Raw genomic sequence first — 20,858 nt, 5'->3', positions numbered from 1 at the left:
GGGGACGTGCGAGCAGCCGAGGAGCCTTCGAGGGCGGCGGAACGGATGTGGTCCGCGCGGAGGCGGCGGACCGCGTCGGGCGTGTGGCGCTGGCGTGACAGTCCGCTGCGCCGCGGCACCGATCTCGTGGAGGCCTGGGCCGCGCTCGTCGCGCTCCTGCTGATCGTCCTCGCCGCCCCGGCGGCGGGACTGGCCGTCGGACTGCGCACGAACGCCTCCCTCCAGCACGCGGCGCGCGTCCAGCACCACGAGCGGCACGAGACCCAGGGCGTGGTGCTGCGCCCGCTGCGCGAGCGGCGCGCGGACGGCGGGGCGGGGACGAGCACCGGATACGCCGGCCCGGTCGGCGTGCTGGCCCGCTGGACCGCCCACGACGGCACCCGGCACACCGGGCGGGCCACGACGCTCAACCGGGCGGCCGACCCCGGGGACACCTTCCCGATGTGGACCGACGGCCACGGCCGCATCGTCAACCGCCCCCTGGACGCCTCGACGGCGGCCGCCCAGGCCGCACTCACGGGTCTGGGCGCGGCAGCCACGGTCGCGGCCCTGGCGCACTGTGCGAGGCTGCTGGTCGTACGGCGTCTCATGCAACGGCGGTACGAGCGGCTCGACCGGGCGTGGGCGAAGGTCGGTCCCGAGTGGGGCCGCACGGGCGCGGGCGGCTGACGCTGCCCGGACCGGTCAACTGCCGCTTCCCCCGCGCGCTACGGTGGTGCAGCGAGATCGACGTGAGCAGCGGGACGTACGAGGTGGGGGCACGGCAACGCCATGGCACAGGGCACGGTCCAGGTGACGCACTCCGGTACTTCGAGGTGGCGGCGCCGCACGGGTGAGTACGACTCCCTCGCCGCCGCCCTGGAGGCCGCGGGGGACGGCGACGTCCTCACCATCGCCCCAGGCACGTACCGGGAGAACCTCGTCGTACGGCGCTCGGTGACGCTGCGCGCCCCCGAGGGTGGTGCCGGTTCGGTGCGGATCGCCCCGGTGGACGGCGTCGCGCTGACGGTCCGCGCCTCCGCCGTCGTACAGGAACTGTGCCTGGAGGGCCAGGACTCCGCCGCGCCCGCGCTGCTGATCGAGGACGGCACGCCGGAGCTGGAGGGGCTGCGCATCGTGACGCGCTCCGCGGTCGGCATCGAGGTGCGCGGCGCCGCACGGCCGACGGTGCGGCGTTGCACGATCGACAACCCGGGCGGCGTCGGCATCGGCGTGCTGGACGGCGCGGGCGGTCTGTTCGAGGACTGCGAGGTCGCCGCGGCGGGCCAGGCCGGGGTCTCGGTCAGCGGGGGCGCGCACCCGCGGCTGGAGCGCTGCCGCATCCACCACACGTCCGGCTCGGGGCTCGCGGTGTCCGGCGAGGGCTCAGGCGTCGAGGCGATCGGCTGCGAGATCTACGAGGTGAAGGGCACCGGCGTGCAGGTCACCTCGCGCGGCACGGGACACCTCACCGGGTGTTCGGTGCACCGGACCTCGGCCGACGGCGTGACGCTCGACACGGACGCGGTACTGACGCTGTCCGACTGCGACATCCACGACATCCCGGAGAACGCCGTCGACCTGCGGGGGCGCGCGGTGCTCACCCTGTCCCGCTCCACGGTGCGGCGCTTCGGCCGCAACGGCCTCTCGGTGTGGGACCCGGGCACCCGGGTGGACGCCAACGGCTGTGAGATCCACGACAGCACGGGCGACTACCCGGCGGTGTGGGTCAGCGACGGCGCGACCGCCGTCCTGGACTCCTGCCGGGTGCACGACGTGCCGGACGCCCTGTTCGTCCTGGACCGGGGTTCGCGCGCCGACGTCGTGGACAGCGACCTCTCGCAGGTGCGCAACACCGCTGTGTCGGTGAGTGACGGGGCGATCGCGCAGCTCGACGACTGCCGCATCAAGGAGGCGTCGACGGGCGCGTGGTTCCGGGACCACGGAAGCGGCGGCACCCTCGCGAACTGCACGATCGACGCCGTGCAGACGGGCGTGATCGTCACCAAGGGCGCCGACCCGCGGATCGAACGGTGCACCGTCACCTCCCCCGCCGAGTCGGGGTTCTACGTCTCCGCGGAGGGACGCGGCACCTTCCACGGCTGCCGGGTGACCGGCAGCAGCGGTTACGGCTTCCACGTCATGGACGGCTGCCGTACGACCTTGACGCGCTGCCGCACCGAGCGGTGCGCGCGCGGCGGTTACGAGTTCGCCGAGGACGGCCCCGTCGTCGAGGACTGCACCAGTGACGAGAGCGGGGTGAGGGCCGCCGCCGCCGAACCGCCGCCGGTGGTGCTGACCGCCACCCAGTCCCCCGGTCTGCTCTCCGACATCCCCGTGCAGCGCCCGACGGCCACCTCCGTCCCCACGTCCGGCACCCCTGCCGTGGACCCGTCCCGTTCCTCGCAGGACGTGCTCGGTGAACTCGACGCGCTGGTGGGCCTGGAGAGCGTCAAACGGGAGGTGCGCGCCCTCACCGACATGATCGAGATCGGGCGCAGACGGCAGGAGGCCGGGCTCAAGGCGGCGTCGGTGCGCCGGCACCTGGTGTTCACCGGCTCCCCCGGCACGGGCAAGACGACGGTGGCCCGGCTGTACGGCGAGATCCTGGCGTCCCTCGGGGTGCTGGAGCGCGGCCACCTCGTCGAGGTGTCCCGGGTCGACCTGGTGGGTGAGCACATCGGGTCGACGGCCATCCGCACCCAGGAGGCGTTCGACAGGGCGCGCGGCGGGGTGCTGTTCATCGACGAGGCGTACGCGCTCTCCCCCGAGGACTCCGGCCGGGACTTCGGCAAGGAGGCCATCGACACGCTGGTGAAGCTGATGGAGGACCACCGGGAGGCGGTGGTGGTGATCGTGGCGGGCTACACGGCGGAGATGGAGCGCTTTCTCAGCGTCAACCCCGGTGTGGCGTCGCGCTTCTCACGGACCATCACCTTCTCCGACTACGAGCCGGAGGAGCTGCTGCGGATCGTCGAGCAGCAGTCCGAGGACCATGAGTACCGGCTCGGCACCGGCACCCCGGAGGCGCTGTTGAAGTACTTCACCGCGCTGCCGAAGGGCCCGGCGTTCGGCAACGGCCGTACCGCCAGGCAGACCTTCGAGTCGATGGTGGAGCGGCACGCCGGCCGGGTCGCCCAGTTCACCGAGGTGTCCACGGACGACCTGACGCTCCTCTACCCGGACGACCTTCCCGAACTGCCCTGATCCACCGCCTCGTTGCCCTGCTGGCGGGGCAGCGTCGGCTCCGGCAGCTGGGCCAGGAGCCTGTCGCGCTCGGCGGCGAACACCGGGTCCGCCTGATAGTCGGAGTGGCCCAGGACCGGTGCGGGCAGCGGCTGTTCACGGGTGCGGCCGTAGGCGAGCGGGTCGAGGAGCGGGTCGTGGTCCACCGGGTGGCGGCCCTCGTCGGGAACGACGCGGACCGGGCCTCCTATCGGGTCGGTGTGCCGCCACAGATTGCGCCAGCAGGCCACCTCGTCGTGCAGGGCGCACAGACAGGAAGGGCCGAAATAGGCCGGGAACCAGCGTCCGTACAGCCGTTCCAGCGGGGCTCCGTAGGTGAGCAGGGCGACCCGGCGACGGGTGTGCTGCGGGAGTTGCCAGACCGCGGCCGCGGCCAGGACGCTGCCCTGTGAGTGACCGGAGATGACGAGGCGCCCACGGGTCCTGTCGGTCCAGGTGGCCATCCGCCAGGTGAGGTCGGGGACCGCCCGCTCCGCGTAGCACGGCGGGGCGAAGGGGTGGGCCGCACGCGGCCAGAAGGTACCGACGTCCCAGAGGATCCCGATGGTGCGGCGGGCCTTGGGATCGCGGTAGGCGCGACGGCCCCAGGTCACGAAGAGCAGGAACCCGAACCCGATCAGCCAGGAGCCCAGTGCCTGCGAGGTGTGCGCGACGGCCTCCACGGGCGAGGGCGTGCCCTGGGCGGCGCGGCCGGGCACCTCGTCGTACAGGAAGGCGCCGAGGAGCGCGACCGCACCGAGCACCAGCGTCGCCCCGGAGAGGACGGCGATCATGCGAGGGGCGTGGTCGGTGAGGTCGGCGGCGGCGCGCGTGAGGGCGATGCGGCCGGTGCGGATCGGGTCGGGGTTCTCGCCGGGGTACTCGGCCTCGACACGGGTGGTGAGGGCGTTACGGGTACGCCAGGTGCGCACGCCGTAGAAGACGGCCAGCAGGACCAGCACCAGCAGCAGCGGCGGAATGACGGAGGCCTGCCAGGTCAGCAGTACGGGCGGGCCGATCAGCGGGGCGGCGGGGCCGGTCGACATGCCGGGGGTGGCGGGCCCGTCGAGCCAGTCCGCGACCCGTTGGGCGACGCCGCCTGACATGACGCCGCCGAGTGCGCAGGCCAGCATGGCGACGGCGGGCCCCCCGAGACCCCGCATGGCGGTACGTGCGACGGGCGCGCGGCGGTGCAGGAGGTACGCGACCACGGCGAGGCACAGGACCAGCAGGAGCTGGGCGAGCGTCAACGCCCCGAAGGCGCGCGCTCCGCCGGTGAGTTGGCCCTGCGACTGCCAGCCCGGCCGGGACCAGCCGGCGTACAGCACGGCCAGCAGAAGTCCGGCCAGCGCGGTCGCGGGCAGCAGCGTGACCAGGGCGCGGTCGAGAGCGAGGTCGAAGCGGGACTCGCTGCGTCCGCGTCGGCAGACGACCCAGACAACCACGACGGCGCCTGCCAGGAGCGCACCCTGCATGGCCCAGCCCCAGGCGTCCAGGAAGGGGCCTCCGGTCGCGCGGTCGCGGCGCGCGGTGGCCACGGAGAGGGCCGCGGCCACCACCAGGAACCCGGCGGCGGTGTGCGCGGCACGCAGCCTGGCGACGAGCCTGCGCCCGTACCAGAATCCGGGGCGGCCGAGCGCGGGGTCGGACCCCCCTTCCGGATCGGCGGGGACGGCGGAGGCGGGCAGCGGCTGCTGGGACTCGTATGCGCTCCAGGTGCGGTGCGAGAGGTACCAGAGCAGGCCGGTGAGGGCGGCGGGCACCAGCGCGGCCAGCGCGATGCGGCGCCCTGGCGGGCTCCACCAGCCGCCGCCCGCCGGGGACAGGAATCCGAGCCAGGACTTCTCGCCCGCACAGGCGACCGAGCCCGCGCACTGCCAGGCGGTGAGGTCCATGGCGACCTCGCAGGCGGCGGCGGTCAGAAGGACCGTGAGGGTGAGCGCGACGAGGCGGACCAGGACGCCGTAGAGCCTTGTGGTGCGGACGCGGCCGTGGGTGGTGGGGCGCATCCAGTGGGCGAGGTTGACGACCATGAAGGGGAGCAGCAGGAGCCACAGCGCCCGGATGCCGTTGCCCGAGGTGAGGTTGGACCAGACGTATGCCTCGGGGATCGGCTTGTCGAGGTAGTCGGCGGGCCGTTCCTCGGCGTCGGCGTCCTCGCCGCGCCGGAAGACCGCGGCGGTGCCGTCGCCAGTGATGCGGACGGTCCGGGGGTCGCCGAGCATGTCCTGCGGGGTGGCCCCGCCCACCCCGTGGACGAGGAGTTCGAGCGCGGGCGTCGGGCCCTCGGCGTCGGGGCCGCACGGGGCGCGGTGCTCCGGGGCGGCGGCACCCGGAGCGAGGGTGTCCGGGGCGAGGGCGTCCGGGGCAAGCGCGTCCGGGGCAAGCGCGTCCGGGGCAAGCGCGTCCGGGGCAGGGCCGTCCGGAGCGGTGGGGGCAGGGGGCACTGCGAGCTCGCTCTCGTGCGTGTGCGTGCGTGCGTGTGCGGGTGCCTGCGCGAGGGGGAGGGAGGTACGCGGCGGGGACGGTGGGGGCTCGTCCTCGCGCAGGGTTTCGCGGTGGGGCTTTCAGCATCCCGGACGCGGACCCCGCTGCCCACCCCCGCCGCACATTCTTCGCGAGTCGCCCGCACGAAATGTGCAGGCTACCCGGCGGCCCACCGGCCGTCAGGGCGCGACACCGCCCGTGCGAGGATGAGCAACCCTTACGCCGACGTGGAAGGACCGGGGCCCGCAGTGACCGAGAACCAGAACCTGCTCGCCGAACAGCGCCGCGCCCTCATCCTCGACGAGGTGCGCCGCCGGGGCGGAGTGCGGGTCAACGAGCTGACCCGGCGCCTGAACGTGTCCGACATGACGGTGCGCCGCGATCTCGACGCGCTCGCCAGGCAGGGAGTCGTGGAGAAGGTGCACGGCGGCGCCGTGCCGGTGGTCGAGGCGCGCACCCACGAGCCCGGTTTCGAGGCGAAGTCGGCGCTGGAGCTGTCCGCGAAGGAGGACATCGCGCGGGCGGCCGCCGCGACGGTGGCGCCGGGCAGCGCCATCGCGCTGTCGGGCGGCACCACCACCTACGCCCTGGCCCGGCACCTGCTGGACGTGCCCGACCTGACGGTGGTGACCAACTCGGTGCGGGTGGCGGACGTGTTCCATTCGGCGCGGCAGGCGGGCGGCGACGGCGCGGGCGCCGCGACGGTCGTGCTCACCGGCGGGGTGCGGACCCCCTCGGACTCACTCGTCGGCCCCGTCGCCGACCGGGCGATCGGCTCACTCCACTTCGACGTGCTCTTCCTCGGGGTGCACGGGATATCCGTGGAAGCGGGCCTGTCCACACCCAACCTCGCCGAGGCGGAGACCAACCGGCGGCTGGTCGGCTCGGCCCGCCGGGTGGTGGTGGTCGCGGACCACACCAAGTGGGGCACGGTGGGCCTGAGTTCGTTCGCGTCACTGGATCAGGTGGACTCGTTCGTCACGGACCAGGGAGTCTCGGCGGCAGCGCGCGAGGAGATGACGGAGCACCTGCCGGGGCTGGTGGTCGCGGGCGAGCAAGCACCGGCAGTCGATCCCGACGACAACTGACAGTTCGTCAACTACGCTGTCACGTCCGACCGTTCGCGTCCGACCGTTCGCGTCCGCCCGTTTACGTCCCGCCGGAGGTTCATCCCGCATGGTCCGCCAACTCCGGGGCGTCGGCCTCGAATTCGCCGAGTCCGCGCCGCTGCGACTGGTCTTCGCCGCCGAGGTCGGCGCGCCGCCGGAGGAGGTGTACCGCGCCCTGGCCGAGGAGACCGCCGAGTGGCCCCGCTGGTTCTCGGCCGTGACGTTCGCCCGGCCGACGGAGCAGGGCCGCGAGGTGCACCTCAGGGGCGGCACCAAGTTCATGGAGACGGTGGTGGCCGCGGAGCCGTCGCGGCTCTACGCGTACCGGATCGACCTCTGCAACGCGCCCGGCGTGCGGGCCATGCTGGAGGAGTGGCGGATCTGGCCGACCGGCGCGGCGACCCGCGTGCAGTGGACGATGGCCGTGGACGGCCCGGCGCCGCTGCGCCTCCTCCTGCGCGCGGCGCGCCCCGGGGTGGGGCGCGCGTTCCGGGACGCGGTGCGCACACTGGACGAACGGCTGACCGCCCGGCGGGCCGACCGGCCCGCCGAGTAGGGCGCCGGCCTGCTACGGCCAGATGCCGGTCTTCAGGAACTGCTCCACCGCCGCCGCGTAAGGGGCGATGTCGAGTCCCTGCTCGGCCAGCCAGGCGTCCGAGTAGTACTTGTCGAGGTAGCGGTCGCCCGGGTCGCAGATCAGGGTGACCACGCTGCCGGTACGCCCCTGTGCCACCATCTCGCCGACGATCTTCAGCGCGCTCCACAGGCCGGTGCCGGTGGAGCCGCCCGCCTTGCGGCCGAGCGCCGCGGCCAGCGCGCGGACGGCCGCGACGCTCGCGGCGTCGGGGACCTTCATCATCCGGTCGACCGCACCGGTGACGAACGACGGTTCCATCCGGGGCCGGCCGATGCCCTCGATGCGCGAGCCGCAGTCGCTGGTGGCGAGCGGGTCGTGGTTCCGCCAGCCTTCGAAGAAGCAGGAGTTCTCCGGGTCGGGGACGCAGATGAAGGTGTCGTACTGCATGTAGTGCACGTACCGGGCGATGGTCGCGGAGGTGCCGCCGGTGCCCGCCGTGGCGACGATCCAGCTGGGCTCCGGGTAGCGCTCCAGCTTCAGTTGCTGGTAGATCGACTCGGCGATGTTGTTGTTGCCGCGCCAGTCGGTGGCCCGCTCGGCGTAGGTGAACTGGTCCATGTAGTGGCCGCCGGTCTCCGCGGCGAGGCGGGCCGACTCCTCGTACATCTGCCGTGAGTCGTCCACGAAGTGGCAGCGCCCGCCGTGGAACTCGATGAGCCGGATCTTCTCGGCGCTCGTCGTGCGGGGCATCACCGCGATGAACTGCACACCGATCAGTTTCGCGAAGTACGCCTCGGAGACGGCGGTGGAACCGCTGGACGCCTCGATGACGGGCCGGCCGGGCCGGATCCATCCGTTGCACAGCCCGTACAGGAACAACGAGCGGGCGAGCCGGTGCTTGAGGCTGCCGGTGGGATGCGTCGACTCGTCCTTGAGGTAGAGGTCGATACCCCACTGCTCGGGCAGCGGGAAGCGCAGCAGATGGGTGTCGGCGGACCGGTTGGCGTCGGCCTGCACCTTGCGGACGGCCTCCTTGAGCCAGGCCCGGTAGTCCGGGTCGCTGCGGTCCACGTCGATAGTCGGTACGGCGACGGGCGCGGCGGCGGCCGGAGCCTGACCGTCGTGCTCTGCCGGGTCGATGGTGCTCATCCGCGCCACTCCTCGTGCTGCTGCCGTGCCCTGCCGTGCGGTTCCGTACGGTCGTGCGGGGATACCGTGCCCGCGGCATGAGCCGTCGGCACAGTGCGCACCCACTTGCCACTCTAGGTCGTCCACCTGCACAAACGTTCACTTTGGGCAGCCATAGGGTTCCCTTGTGTTACGGAGCGACCGCACGCGGGCAGACCGCACCGGGGGCGCGGGACGGGCTCGCCACCGGCGGCGTACCGGCTCCCTCGGTGCGGGTGTCCGCCCCCGCGCGGGCAGCGCAGCAGCACCGCCGACAGGACCCGGGGCTCACGGAAAGGGGTGAAGTCACCATGCCGGAGCCCGACTTCAGCACACCTTGCGTACGGCCGGCAGCGGTGGCCTCGCTCTCATCAGGGCGGGCCGGGCCCTGCCCTCGGAACCACCGCGCCGCCGCCGAGACGCGTCACATGCCTGCCCGCAATCCGTTGTCGCCGGACGGCGGCCGAGCCGGGCAGGGGGCCGCCCCAGTAGGCCAGGTGCCCCGCGTGGCGGAGGCGGCGCGAGTTGCGCGGGGGTACGCACTGGGTCACCCTGGCGATACCTCACACAGGGTGCACCGGCAGTGACGCTGTGGTTTGCGCAGCAGCACCGGCCGGACCCCGGCACCCGGACCGTCTTCGACCGTCTTCCGACCTCAATCGGGGAGTCGCAGCCGTGATCAGCCAGCCCAGCAGGTACTGCACGGTGGAGTTGCAAGCTCTGCCGTCGCGGATCGGCCAAGTCCGCAGGATCGTTTCGGCGCAACTGCGTTACTGGCATCAGGACCCATTGATAGACCAAGCGGCTCTAGGCGTCACCGAGCTGCTGACCAACGTCCACCGGCACGCGGAGCCGGACAAGGTCTGCACCGTGGAGATCGAGCTGCTGCTCGACCGGCTCACGGTGTCGGTCCAGGATCACGATCCCACCCTTCCCAGGGTCTGCGACGCCGGTCTGCTCGACACCGGCGGACGCGGTCTGGCGCTGATCGCAGCGGTCAGCGAGGCCTGGGGCGTGCACCCGCACGGCGATGCGGGCAAGACCGTCTGGTTCACCCTGCCCGCCGCCGGGGCCACGGTGACCCTGCCGCTGCACCTGGGCCGCGAGCGCAAGAAACGGGTCGTACGGACCCGCCCGCTCGTCCTGGGCTAGACCTGGGGCCGCACGGGCCCCGCACGGGCCCCCGGGGGCAGACTTACGTGGCCCGCGGTGACCGATTGGCCGTCCTGCCCTCACCGGGGCTCCCCGTACCAACGCCACGTGGCGGGACGGGGCAGGCCCGGGAGTTCACCGCGGCCGGTGCACCACAGCAGGGTGGGCCACGGCGGCGGGCCGACAGGGGCGTCGGGGAACAGACGGTGCAGGGTGCGCGCGCACAGGTCGGCGGGCGGCTCCCAACCGTCGATGCCGAGCCCGCTCGCCAGGTCGTACGTGTGGACGAGGGTTTCGACGACCCCCATCGCCGCGAAGCCCTCCGGGTCGGAGACGCCGAAGACGTGGTGCGCCCTCGCCTCGGCAGGCTTGGTCGCAGTGACGGCGTGCAGCAGTCCGGCGGCGGATTCGAGCGCGAGGAGCAGCCCGTCCACGCCTGTCGCACGCTCGGCGCGCACGGCGTTGCAGGGGGAGCCGGGGGTCTCCTGGGTGTAGCGGAACGGCACGTCGGTGTCGGTGCGTTCGGACGCGAGCTGCACGGCGTACGAGAAGAGGTCGTCGATCAGGTGCTCGGCGGTCTCCCAGCAGTCCCACTCCAATGCGCCTGCCCGAACGCTCCAGTCCGCGTCGCGGGCACGGCGAAGGGTGGCGACGGCGAGGCAGGCGGCCGACCGTACGTCGGCGGGGGTGACAGTCATGAGCGGGACGGTAACAAGCAGGCCGTGCTGCACTGTCGGCGCAGGGTCGCCTCAGCATCGCGGGACGGTGACACGCGGTGTACCGCCAGGTCGTCCCGGCGGTGCGGGACGATGACAGCCGGGCCGTGTCGCCCTGTCGGCGCACGGTCGGCCAGGCGGCGTCCCGTCAGACGGCCGACCCCGCGCCGAGCGCCGCCGACGGATCGTCCAGTACCGGCTGCCAGGCCAACTCCGCCGCACCGACCAGGGAGTTGTGGTCCAGCGTGCAGGCCAGGATCGGAACTCCCCCGCTGCGGCCCCACAGGCTGCGGTCGGCCACGACGGCCCGCAGCCGGTCGGGCTCGGCGGCGAGCAGTGCCTGGTGCAGGCCGCCGAGGATGATCCGGTCCGGGTTGAGGATGTTGACCAGTCCGGCGAGGCCGAGGCCCAGGCGGTCGACCAGGGCCTGCGCCGCGCCCCGGACCGCCGGGTCCGCGTACTCCTCCCGGAGCAGGTCGCGCGACTGCTGGAGCAGGGAGACCTCGGGCCCCGCCGTGCGGCCCGCCGCCGCCAGGAAGGCGAGGGGGTCGGTCTCGACGTCGAGGCAGCCCCGGCTGCCGCAGTGGCACGGGCGGCCCGCCGGGTTCACGGTGAGGTGGCCGACCTCCAGCGCGAGACCCGAACTCCCGCTGTGCAGACGGCCGTTGAGTACGAGCGCCCCGCCGACGCCGCGGTGACCCGTGGCGACACACAGGAGGTGCTGTGCGCCGCGGCCTGCGCCGTGCCGGTGCTCGGCGAGGGCCGCGAGGTTGACGTCGTTGCCGGTGAAGGCCGGGCCTTCGATGCCCGCCGCGGCGACGCGCTCGGCGAAGATCTGCCGGACGGCGGACCCCGCGGGCCACGCCAGGTGCAGGGGGTTGAGGGCGGTGCCCTCCGGTTCGGCGACGGCCGAGGGGACGGCGAGCCCGGCCCCCGCGCACCTGCGCCCGCTCTCCCGGAGCAGTCGCGCACCCGCGTTCACGACCGAGCCGATGATCTGCGCCGGGTCGGCGTCGATCACCTCGCAGCCGGGCGCCGTCGCCACGATCCGGCCGCCGAGGCCGACCAGCGCGGCCCGGTAGCCGTCGGCGTGCACCTGGGCGGCGAGCACGACGGGGCCCGCGTCGTCGACGGTCAGCCGGTGCGAGGGGCGGCCCTGTGATCCGGCGGCCGCGCCCGGCCGGGAGTCGACCTGGATCAGTCCGAGCGCTTCGAGTTCGGCGGCGACCGCACCGGCGGTGGCCCGGGTGACACCGAGCTCCGCGGTGAGCACGGCACGCGTGGGCGCACGGCCGGTGTGTACGAGTTCCAGGGCGGGGCCGAGCGCCCCGCGGCCCCTCTCCAACCTCGTTCTGGTGCTGGTCACCGTGGTCCCCTTGCCGTTCATGCTGTGGAGTCTGCCACGCCCCGGGAGCGCCTTGCCCCGTGTGGGGGCTGCCCCTATGCTGCCTTTGTGCCGAACCTAAACAAAGTCCGGACGAGAGCGCCGGGGGTTTCGGACGGAAACACCGCCGCGCCCTCCCTGTCCCGTCTCCGCACCGCACTGACCCTGTTCTTCGCCCTCGACGGCTTCGTATTCGCCGGGTGGGTGGTCAGGATCCCCGCGATCAAGGAGCAGACCTCCGCCTCGGCCAGCACGCTCGGGCTCGCTCTCCTCGGCGTGTCGGCGGGCGCCGTGATCACCATGACCCTCACGGGCCGGCTGTGCGGCCGCTTCGGGAGCGCACGGGTCACGGTCTGCTGCGGAGCACTGCTCTCGCTGAGCATCGCGCTCCCGCCACTGACCCGTTCGCCGCTCGCACTCGGTCTCGTACTGCTGGTGTTCGGTGCGATGTACGGCGGCATCAGCGTCGCCATGAACAGTGCGGCCGTCGACCTGGTGACCGCGGTGGGCCGCCCGGTCATGCCGAGTTTCCACGCGGCGTTCAGCCTGGGCGGCATGGTCGGCGCCGGACTCGGCGGACTGGTCGCGGGCAGCCTCTCCCCCGCCGTGCACCTGCTGACGCTCACCGTGCTGGGCCTGCTGGTCACGGCAGCGGCCGGCCCCACCCTGCTGCGGGAGTCCCGGCAGCTGTCGGAACGTACGGAGGCCTCTGTCCCGGTGCGTTCCTCCGACACGTCGTCTCCCGGCACGGCAGAAGCCTCGAAGGCCGCGGCTCGACCCGCCGGGCCGGGCGGGTCCGGCGGGGACGGCAAGGTCGACAAGGATGGCGGGGGCAGCAGGGGCGGCGGGGACGGCAAGGTTGCGGAAACCACCGCGAACGCCCCGGCGCCGACGTCCACCCATCGCCGCGCCGTCCTCCTCTTCGGCGTCATCGCCCTGTGCACGGCGTACGGCGAGGGCGCACTCGCGGACTGGGGATCGCTGCACCTCCAGGAGGACCTGGACGCCCACCCGGGCACGGCCGCCGCCGGGTACTCGCTCTTCGCGCTCGCCATGACCGTCGGACGGCTCACCGGCACGACCCTCCTCGAACGCCTCGGCCAGACCCGAACCCTGGCCCTCGGCGGTTCGACCGCCGCCGTCGGCATGCTCTTCGGCTCCCTCGCCCCGACTCTGTGGCTCGCCCTGCTCGGCTTCGCGGTCACCGGTCTGGGTCTGGCGAACATCTTCCCCGTCGCCATCTCCCGGGCGGGCGAGCTGGCCGGTCCGAGCGGCGTCGCGGCTGCCTCGACGCTCGGTTACGGCGGGTTGCTCCTGGGCCCGCCCGCCATCGGGTTCCTGACCGACTGGTTCTCGCTGCCCACCGCGCTGGCCACGGTGGCGGTCCTGGCCACGGCGGCCGCGTGCCTGGGCGTGGTCGCGCGCAACACCAAGCCGCCCGTGACCCGGTGACCAGCCCCTGAGCAGCCCCGCGCTCCTGCGCTCCTGCGCTTACTCCTCTGCCCGCCCGTTTGCTTGCTTGCCCGGCCTGCCTGCCGCACCCGACGGTTTTCGCCGCGCGCGTCCGCAGCCGAGGCCGCCGGACCCGCCGACAGCCCCGCGCGCCCTTCCCCCCGGCGGCGCGCCTTGGCACACTCCAGCCATGGGGACCCGAACGCAGGCTCAACGCGACGCGATGACCGTGGAGATCGGGTACGCCCTGGTGAGCGGCTTCGCACTGGCCCTGGTCACATTCGGCGCGCTGACGCTGCCACGCCTCCTCTTCGACCTTCCGCCGACACTGCGGCGCGGACTGCTCCTCGCGGGCGCCGTTCTGGCCGCCTTCGCCTTCGTCGCGCGCATCGTGCACGTGCTGTGGGGATACCGGGGAGCGCCCGGCACTCAGCCAGGCCAGCCGGGCCGCACCAGCCCGGACCCGTAAGCCTGTGGGTACGGACCCGAGCCGTCCCGCGACACACGCGCGTCAGCTCTGCGTCAGCACCCCCACCGCCCGTGCCAGCTCCCCCGCCGCATGGGCGAAGAAGGCGTCCCGGTCCTCGACCACCCGGTGGTAGTGGCCGAAGACCTCGAAGGAGATCAGCCCGAACAGCTGCGCCCACACCGCGGCGAAGGCCACCGCGGTCTCCGGGGGCAGATCGGGAGCGACGTCCCCGGCGAGCCGTTCCGCCTCGGGGCGCAGGGCGCCGGGGATCCGTACCAGGGCGAGCCCACGCGAGCGATGGGCGTCGCGCGCCACGGACACCAGGGCCAGGGCCACCCTGGCGGCCGGCTCCGCCGTGGTCTGCGGGGCACTGTAGCCCGGCACCGGCGAACCGTAGATGAGTGCGTACTCGTGCGGATGACCGAGCGCCCACCGCCGTACGGACATGCACACCGCGAGCCAGCGCGCGAGGTGGTCCGCGTCGGCGGGAGCGTTTGCGAGCGCGGCCTCCGCCGCCTCGCCGACCGCGTCGTACGCGTCGGTGATCAGGGCGGTGAGGAGGTCGTCTCGGCTGGGGAAGTAGCGGTAGAGGGCGGAGGAGACCATGCCGAGTTCTCGGGCGACGGCGCGCAGCGAGAGCTTGGCGGCGCCGTCGGCAGCAAGCTGTCTGCGTGCCTCTTCCTTGATGGCGGCGGTGACTTCGGTCCTGGCCCGTTCCCTGGCTCCGCGCGTGGTGCTCATGGAGGGAGTGTGCCATTGACTGAGAGCACCGCACAATAACGAGAGCAGTGCACTACATCGTGCTCGGCGAGCACTTTTGTGAGCACTGCTCTTGCTTTGACTCGTCCGCCCGTGCAGACTGGTGCTCACAACCGAGAGCACTGCTCTTGAATTCGAGCAGCGCTCTCTCAATGGCAGAATCATCGACCCACGACAGGGGATCCGCCATGAGCGCCACGCACTACGTCAAGCCCGGCCGCTTCGACAACCTCCTGAACGGCGCCGTCGGCTGGCTCGCCCGGCGCGGCGTCAGCCTGCTCGGCACCGCCGAGCTCTCCGTACAGGGGCGCAAGAGCGGGGAGTGGCGCCGGCTTCCGGTCAATCCGCTCCCGTACGCGGGCGGCCCCTACCTGGTCTCGGCACGCGGTCACTCCGAGTGGGTCCGCAACATGCGGGCCGCGGGCGGTGGAAAGCTGCAAGTGGGCCGCAGGACGCAGCAGTTCACCGCCGTCGAGGTCACCGACGCCGAGAAGCCGGTCATCCTGCGCACGTACCTCAAGAAGTGGGGCTGGGAGGTGGGCCGCTTCTTCGGTGACGTCACCGCGGACTCGACGGACGCGGAACTGCTCGCCGCCGCCCCCAAGCACCCGGTCTTCCGCATCACGCTTACGAAGTGACCTACCGGCACGGAGCGACCCGCTGGTACGGATGACCCGCCGGCACGCATCGACCACCCGCCAGTACGCATCGACCCGCCGGACCACGAGGGCCCGACGGGTCGGGACAGCTACCGACCGGGACAGCTGCCGACACCGATCCCTGTAACGGCAATGGCACCCGCACGGCCGCACCCCGCGGCCGCAGCCCCACGCCACAGGCTCAGCGCACGTCCGTCCTGCCCTCGTCCGACCGGCCTTCGCCCGCCCCGGAGGTCTCGACGGCGCCACTCCGGCCGTCCTTGCCCGCGTCGGCACCCGTATCAACGCTCGTGTCCGCACCCGCTTCGGCGCTCGTGTCGGCACCCGTACCGGCGCTCGCGCCAGAGCTCGTGTCGGCCCCGTGGGCGTCGTCCTTCTTCCCGTCGACCTTCCCGTCATCCTTCCCGTCGGCCTTCTCCGCCGCCTCGGCCCCGCGCGGGTTCGGCGGGGTGTCGTCCGGCCGGTGCACGGCGTTCAGGGCCCGCTGCGCCATCGGGTGCATCCGTACGAGTTCGCCCAGCGTCGTCGTCCCCCGGGTGATCCGCGCGAACGCCTTCCAGGCCGGCCGCAGGCCGGTGAGCGCGGCGTGCAGCAGCGCCGGATGACGTTCGAACTGCGTGAGCATCCGCTTGCCCACGCCCATCTCCACGCCGAGGCCCGCCTTGATGGCGAAGGCGTAGTTCAGGGCCTGCCGCCGGGCGTCGACCGCGTCCTGGGCCTCCGCGATGCGCAGCGCCCACTCCCCCGCGAGCCGTCCGGACCGCAGGGCGAAGGAGATGCCTTCCCGGGTCCACGGCTCCAGCAGACCCGCCGCGTCCCCGCACACCAGCACCCGGCCCCGCGACAACGGCGACCCGGCAGCCCGACAGCGCGTCAGATGCCCGGAGGAGACCGAGGGTTCGAAGCCGGAGAGGCCGAGCCGGGCGACGAAGTCCGTCAAGTACTGCTTGGTGGCGGCCCCTTCGCCCTTGGCCGCGATCACGCCGACCGTCAGCGTGTCCCCCTTGGGGAAGACCCACCCGTAACTGCCGGGGATGGGGCCCCAGTCGATGAGCACCCGGCCCGCCCAGTCGTCCGCGACCGTCCTGGGCACCGGGATCTCCAGCTCCAGGCCGAGGTCGACCTGGTCGAGCTCCACCCCGACGTGCGCCCCTATCCGGCTGGCACTGCCGTCGGCCCCGACGACGGCCCGCGCCAGAACGGTCTCACCGTCCGAGAGCACGACCGCAGCCGTGCGCCGGTCGGGCACCGCCGCACCGTGCTGCTCGACGCGCGCGACCGTCACACCGGTACGCAGGACCGCGCCCGCCTCCGTCGCCCTCGCAACCAGCGCCTGGTCGAACTCGGGCCGGTTGACCAGCCCGAAGAGCATCGTCCGCGACTTCCTGGTGCGCGTCCGCCGCCCGTCCAGCGAGAAGGTGACCGCGTGGATCCGGTCCCGCAGCGGCAGCACGAAGCCGGGCGGCAGGCTGTCGCGGGAGGGGCCGATGATGCCGCCTCCGCATGTCTTGTACCGGGGGAGTTCCGCCTTCTCCAGCAGAAGCACGCGCCGCCCGGCGCTCGCCGCCGCGTAGGCGGCGGACGCCCCGGCCGGCCCCGCCCCCACCACCACGACGTCCCACACGGGCCCGCCGTCCTCGCCCCGCTCGTGTCCGGCGTCTGCTGCGGCGTCTGCGTTCTCGCTGCTCACGATGTGCTTCTGCTCCTGATCCGACCCGTGCCCCATGCTTTCCTGCGGCATCCTACGGCGCGGAGGAAGCCGGATCCGCTGTGGGAGGATCGGTCATGTCTTCGCCGTACACACAACTGTCCGCGGAGCACTCGTCGCAAGCAGCCGACCCGTGCCGTCCGGCAGGGGTCCCCGACGAGGCACCCGACCCACCGTCGCACCCACGAGGAGCGTGCCCATGACCGCCACCCACCCGATCGCCGCGACCGTCGCCGAGCTGATGCCCCGCGCCAAGTCGGAGCTCGCCGAGCTGGTCGCCTTCCAGTCGGTGGCGGACCCCGCGCAGTTCCCCAGGAGCGAGTGCGAGGCCGCCGCGAACTGGTGCGCCGACGCCCTGCGCGCCGAGGGCTTCGAGGACGTCGCCCTGCTCGACACGCCCGACGGCACCCAGTCGGTGTACGGCTTCCTGCCGGGGCCCGAGGGCGCCCCGACCGTACTGCTGTATGCGCACTACGACGTACAGCCGCCGCTCGGTGTGGACAAGTGGGTGTCGCCGCCGTTCGAGCTGACGGAGCGCGACGGCCGCTGGTACGGGCGCGGCGCTGCCGACTGCAAGGGCGGCTTCCTCATGCACCTGCTCGCCCTGCGCGCCCTCAAGGCGAACGGCGGCGTCCCGGTCTCCGTCAAGGTGATCGCCGAGGGTTCCGAGGAGCAGGGCACCGGGGGCCTGGAGCGGTACGCGGAGGCACACCCGCAACTGCTGGCCGCCGACACGATCGTGATCGGTGACACCGGAAACTTCCGCGTCGGCCTGCCCACGGTCACGGCCACCCTGCGCGGCATGACGATGCTGCGGGTCACCCTCGACACCCTCGAAGGCAACCTGCACTCGGGCCAGTTCGGCGGCGCCGCGCCGGACGCGCTCGCCGCGATGATCCAGCTGCTCGCCTCCCTGCGCGGCCCGGACGGTTCGACGACCGTCGACGGGCTGACGGCGGACGGTACCTGGGGCGGTCTGCAGTACCCACAGGACGAGTTCCGCGGCGACGCGAAGGTGCGCGACGGGGTCGAGCTGATCGGCACCGGCACGGTCGCCGACCGCATCTGGGCACGTCCCGCAGTCACCGTGGTGGGCATCGACTGCCCGCCGGTCGTCGGTGCCACCCCGTCCGTCCAGGCGGGTGCGCGCGCCCAGATCAGCCTGCGGGTGCCGCCGGGCCAGGACGCGGCCGAGGCGACGAAGCTGCTCACCGCCCACCTGCACGCGCACGCCCCGTGGGGTGCGAAGGTCGAGGTGGAACAGGTCGGCCAGGGCCAGCCGTTCCAGGCGGACACCGCCAGCCCGGCGTACACCTCGATGGCGGACGCGATGCGTGTCGCGTACCCGGGCCAGGAGATGCAGACGTCCGGCATGGGCGGCTCCATCCCGCTGTGCAGCACCCTCGCGACGCTCTACCCCGATTCGGAGATCCTGCTCATCGGGCTGAGCGAGCCCGAGGCGCAGATCCACGCGGTGAACGAGAGCGTCTCGCCCGAGGAGCTGGAGCGCCTCTCGGTGGCCGAGGCCCTCTTCCTCGTCAACTACGCCGAGTCGAAGAAGGCCTGACCCCGCGCGGCGCGACCGGCCAGGCACGCTCGACGCACTCTCGACGCGACGCGGAGAGTCCGCCCGGCCCGTTCGGCGTCGGGCGAACTATGCGCTGAGCGAAGCCGCCTGCGGCGGGCGTACGTCTTCTCGTACGTTCGCCGCATGGACCTCGTAGCGGTACTCCCCCAGCTGCACATGCTCCGCTTCCCCGTCGGCCAGGCCTACCTGTGGCGCGAGGGCGCCGAGCTCACCCTGATCGACGCCGGCCACCGGGACGCGGCAGCGGACATCGAGGGAGCGATACGGAGCGTGGGGGCCGACCCGCGGCTGCTGCGCCGGATCGTGCTCACCCACTGCCACCGCGACCACGTGGGAGCTGCCGATGAGCTGGCGCAGCGGTATGGCGCCGAGGTGCTGGCGCACCGGCTTGACGCGCCGGTGGTACGCGGCGAGGCCCCGACCCCTCAGCCGCAACTCCTCGACTGGGAGCTGCCGTTGTGGGAGAACGGGCTGACCGTGCCGGAGCCGCCGCCCACCCGGGTCGACCGGGAGCTGGAGGACGGGGATCTTCTCGACTTCGGCGGCGGTGCGCGCATCGTGCACGCACCCGGCCACACGGAGGGCTCCGTCGCCGTCCATCTTCCGCACCACGGCGTGCTGTTCACGGGCGACACCGTCGCGGCCGTGGACGAGGTCATCCTGGGCGTGTTCAACGTGGACCGCGAGCAGGCCCTCGCCACCATGCGGCGGCTCGCCTCCCTCGCGCCGTCCGTCGCCTGCTTCGGCCACGGCGACCCGCTCACGCGGGACACGGCCACCACCCTCCTCTCCGCGGCGGAACGGGCTTCGACGGCCGGGTGAGACACGCCCGCACCCCGGCCGCACGGGCCGTACGTGTTCAGCCCACCGGTACTCCGTCCTCCAGATTGAGCACCGTCCCGCGCTCCCGGGCCCGCAGCGCCCAGCGCAGCCGCGCGTACCGGTCGGGGGGCAGCAGCCCGGCCGCCTCCTCCTCGGTGACGAACCGCCACGCCCGCAGTTCGGGCCCCGGCAGCAGTACCCGGTCCGCGCCGCCGTCCTCCAGCTGGCCACCGTCGAACAGCATCCGCAGCCCGCCGAACCCGGGCGGCCTGGGCGGTTCCCAGTCGACGACGAGCAGCCTGGGCGGCTGTCCCAGCCGTATCCCGATCTCCTCCGCGACCTCCCGCACCCCGGCCCGCGCCGGCGCCTCACCGCTCTCCACCACCCCGCCGGGGAACTCCCAGCCGGGTTTGTAGGTCGGGTCGACGAGCAGCACGCGGCCGTCGGCGTCGAAGAGCAGCACGCCCGCCGCGAGGGTCTCGGCGGCGGGCGGGGGCGTCTGCACGATGTCGCAGACCGGCGCCGCTCCGGAACGTACCGCCCGGGCGATCTGCTCGGCGGTTTCGTGGGGCGTGCGGTGGCTGCCGTCGACGACGTGCGCGTCCCCGGTGATCCAGTCGAGCGCTGCGAGGTAGGGCTCGATGTGGTCGTAGGCCCACCGGCGCACCCTGGCCTCCGTGTCGGCGTCGGTCATGCCCGGCTCTTCCCGGGCCGCGATCCGCGTCCGCAGGATCGTTTCCTCGACCTGGAGCAGCACATGTCGTACCGGGATACGACGCGATGCCAGCCCGCCGAATATCTCGTCCCGGTACTCCTGCCTCAGCAGGGTCATCGGCACCACGAGCACCCCGGGCACCTCGGCAAGCAGGGCAGCCGCGGTGTCCACGACCATGCGCCGCCAGATCGGCAGGTCCTGGTAGTCGCCGACCTCGGCGAGCCGCTTCGCCGGCAACAGCTGGCCGAGCCCGGCGCCGATCACCTCCGGGTCGTAGAAGGTGCTGTTCGGAATCAGATCGATCAGTTCGCGTGCGGCACTGGTCTTGCCCGCTCCGAACGCCCCGTTTATCCAAACAATCACGGGTCCCCCTCTGCCGTAGCCCCCAGTGGACTGCCCGCAACACCCTGCCACGAACGGCGGTCCCGGCGGCATGGTGCCTGGAGCCGTTCCCGGACACAACCGTGGCCGACCTGTGGCCCGGGTGGAGCAACGCATATGACCGGTCCGCGCGTCGAAGCAGACACGGGGGCGCCCCCGGGACGTACTGCGACCGTGACCCGTCGTCACGGAATCTCGTTGGGCGCACAGAGGTACAGCAGGAGCACGGACGAGAGGGGCGCGGCATGAACCGCACTGTGTTGAGTCGATTTCCGGCCGGTGGCCCGCGCGGCAGCTGGCCCGCCGAGGAGTACGCGAAGGACCGGCGCGCCGAGGGCTGCCCGGCCGAGGTCGTGATGGACCTGGACGCGGACATGTTCCTGGTGGTTGTGGTGCAGGGGGCACCAGCCGAGGCGATGGCGGTCTGAGGGGGCGCAGGACCACCAGGCGGTCACCGGGCGGTCACCAGGCGGGCACCAGGCGGGCACCAGGCGGGCACCAAGCGGTCG

The 20,858-nt window shown here is 73.0% G+C and carries 18 protein-coding genes; 11 read left to right on the top strand and 7 right to left on the bottom strand.

The genetic code is table 11. The features are described from left to right. Nucleotides 1–6 precede the first annotated feature (6 nt). Nucleotides 7–669 (top strand): hypothetical protein, encoded by a 663-nt coding sequence (locus ACIQM4_RS23315; RefSeq protein ID WP_401594747.1) that lies wholly within the window; start codon nt 7–9, stop codon nt 667–669. Nucleotides 670–771: 102 nt separating this feature from the next. Beyond that, a complete protein-coding gene (locus ACIQM4_RS23310; protein ID WP_401594744.1) occupies nt 772–3,186 on the top strand; it encodes a right-handed parallel beta-helix repeat-containing protein in 2,415 nt (804 codons plus the stop codon). Here ACIQM4_RS23310 and ACIQM4_RS23305 read toward each other — a convergent pair. After that, a complete protein-coding gene (locus ACIQM4_RS23305) occupies nt 3,156–5,651 on the bottom strand; it encodes a hypothetical protein (protein WP_401594742.1) in 2,496 nt (831 codons plus the stop codon). The genes ACIQM4_RS23310 and ACIQM4_RS23305 overlap by 31 nt on opposite strands. A 288-nt stretch (nt 5,652–5,939) precedes the next feature. Here ACIQM4_RS23305 and ACIQM4_RS23300 point away from each other — a divergent pair, with 288 nt between their 5' ends. Together ACIQM4_RS23300 and ACIQM4_RS23295 are read left to right on the top strand one after the other, a co-directional pair. Beyond that, the gene (locus tag ACIQM4_RS23300; protein WP_401595055.1) at nt 5,940–6,779 is read left to right on the top strand and encodes a DeoR/GlpR family DNA-binding transcription regulator; all 840 of its coding nucleotides are present in this window, start codon (nt 5,940–5,942) and stop codon (nt 6,777–6,779) included. Nucleotides 6,780–6,867: 88 nt separating this feature from the next. Beyond that, complete coding sequence (locus tag ACIQM4_RS23295) at nt 6,868–7,356, top strand: SRPBCC family protein (RefSeq protein ID WP_401594739.1); 489 nt, start codon at nt 6,868–6,870, stop codon at nt 7,354–7,356. Between the two features lie 12 nt (nt 7,357–7,368). On the opposite strand, the gene ACIQM4_RS23290 is transcribed toward ACIQM4_RS23295, so the two are convergent. Continuing rightward, entirely contained in the window at nt 7,369–8,526 is a 1,158-nt protein-coding gene (locus tag ACIQM4_RS23290; protein ID WP_401594737.1) for a PLP-dependent cysteine synthase family protein, read from the bottom strand. A gap of 693 nt (nt 8,527–9,219) precedes the next feature. Between ACIQM4_RS23290 and ACIQM4_RS23285 the strand changes: the two genes are divergently transcribed. Next, nucleotides 9,220–9,696: an ATP-binding protein gene (locus ACIQM4_RS23285; protein ID WP_401594734.1), complete on the top strand. Its 477-nt coding sequence runs from the start codon at nt 9,220–9,222 to the stop codon at nt 9,694–9,696. Between the two features lie 80 nt (nt 9,697–9,776). On the opposite strand, the gene ACIQM4_RS23280 is transcribed toward ACIQM4_RS23285, so the two are convergent. Further along, entirely contained in the window at nt 9,777–10,394 is a 618-nt protein-coding gene (locus ACIQM4_RS23280; RefSeq protein ID WP_401594731.1) for a hypothetical protein, read from the bottom strand. Nucleotides 10,395–10,560: 166 nt separating this feature from the next. Next, nucleotides 10,561–11,799, bottom strand: coding sequence for an ROK family protein (locus ACIQM4_RS23275; protein WP_401594728.1), 1,239 nt, complete (start codon nt 11,797–11,799; stop codon nt 10,561–10,563). A 66-nt stretch (nt 11,800–11,865) separates the two neighbouring features. Here ACIQM4_RS23275 and ACIQM4_RS23270 point away from each other — a divergent pair, with 66 nt between their 5' ends. Together ACIQM4_RS23270 and ACIQM4_RS23265 are read left to right on the top strand one after the other, a co-directional pair. Beyond that, nucleotides 11,866–13,248, top strand: a complete 1,383-nt coding sequence (locus ACIQM4_RS23270) for an MFS transporter (RefSeq protein WP_401594725.1) — start codon at nt 11,866–11,868, stop codon at nt 13,246–13,248. Between the two features lie 190 nt (nt 13,249–13,438). Next, nucleotides 13,439–13,717, top strand: a complete 279-nt coding sequence (locus ACIQM4_RS23265) for a DUF6332 family protein (protein ID WP_401594722.1) — start codon at nt 13,439–13,441, stop codon at nt 13,715–13,717. A gap of 42 nt (nt 13,718–13,759) precedes the next feature. Here ACIQM4_RS23265 and ACIQM4_RS23260 read toward each other — a convergent pair whose 3' ends face one another. Then, nucleotides 13,760–14,458 carry a TetR/AcrR family transcriptional regulator gene (locus ACIQM4_RS23260; protein WP_401594720.1) on the bottom strand — a complete coding sequence of 233 codons (699 nt, stop codon included), beginning with the start codon at nt 14,456–14,458 and terminating at the stop codon, nt 13,760–13,762. 206 nt (nt 14,459–14,664) lie between these two features. Here ACIQM4_RS23260 and ACIQM4_RS23255 point away from each other — a divergent pair, with 206 nt between their 5' ends. Next, nucleotides 14,665–15,114: a nitroreductase family deazaflavin-dependent oxidoreductase gene (locus ACIQM4_RS23255; RefSeq protein ID WP_401594717.1), complete on the top strand. Its 450-nt coding sequence runs from the start codon at nt 14,665–14,667 to the stop codon at nt 15,112–15,114. A gap of 202 nt (nt 15,115–15,316) precedes the next feature. Here ACIQM4_RS23255 and ACIQM4_RS23250 read toward each other — a convergent pair whose 3' ends face one another. Continuing rightward, nucleotides 15,317–16,825, bottom strand: coding sequence for a geranylgeranyl reductase family protein (locus ACIQM4_RS23250; protein ID WP_401594715.1), 1,509 nt, complete (start codon nt 16,823–16,825; stop codon nt 15,317–15,319). Nucleotides 16,826–17,042: 217 nt separating this feature from the next. Between ACIQM4_RS23250 and ACIQM4_RS23245 the strand changes: the two genes are divergently transcribed. After that, nucleotides 17,043–18,410, top strand: coding sequence for a dipeptidase (locus tag ACIQM4_RS23245; protein ID WP_401594713.1), 1,368 nt, complete (start codon nt 17,043–17,045; stop codon nt 18,408–18,410). A 144-nt stretch (nt 18,411–18,554) separates the two neighbouring features. After that, complete coding sequence (locus tag ACIQM4_RS23240) at nt 18,555–19,253, top strand: MBL fold metallo-hydrolase (RefSeq protein WP_401594710.1); 699 nt, start codon at nt 18,555–18,557, stop codon at nt 19,251–19,253. 37 nt (nt 19,254–19,290) lie between these two features. On the opposite strand, the gene ACIQM4_RS23235 is transcribed toward ACIQM4_RS23240, so the two are convergent. Then, nucleotides 19,291–20,331, bottom strand: coding sequence for an NUDIX domain-containing protein (locus ACIQM4_RS23235; RefSeq protein ID WP_401594708.1), 1,041 nt, complete (start codon nt 20,329–20,331; stop codon nt 19,291–19,293). 263 nt (nt 20,332–20,594) lie between these two features. On the opposite strand from ACIQM4_RS23235, the gene ACIQM4_RS23230 reads away from it, so the two are divergent. Then, complete coding sequence (locus ACIQM4_RS23230; RefSeq protein WP_401594705.1) at nt 20,595–20,777, top strand: hypothetical protein; 183 nt, start codon at nt 20,595–20,597, stop codon at nt 20,775–20,777. Nucleotides 20,778–20,858 lie beyond the last annotated feature (81 nt).

Origin of the sequence: Streptomyces sp. NPDC091272, from assembly GCF_044757485.1 — a bacterium.
Classification (GTDB): Bacteria; Actinomycetota; Actinomycetes; order Streptomycetales; family Streptomycetaceae; genus Streptomyces.
Note: the sequence above shows the minus strand (reverse complement) of the source record. Positions and strands in the feature narration are given on the sequence as shown.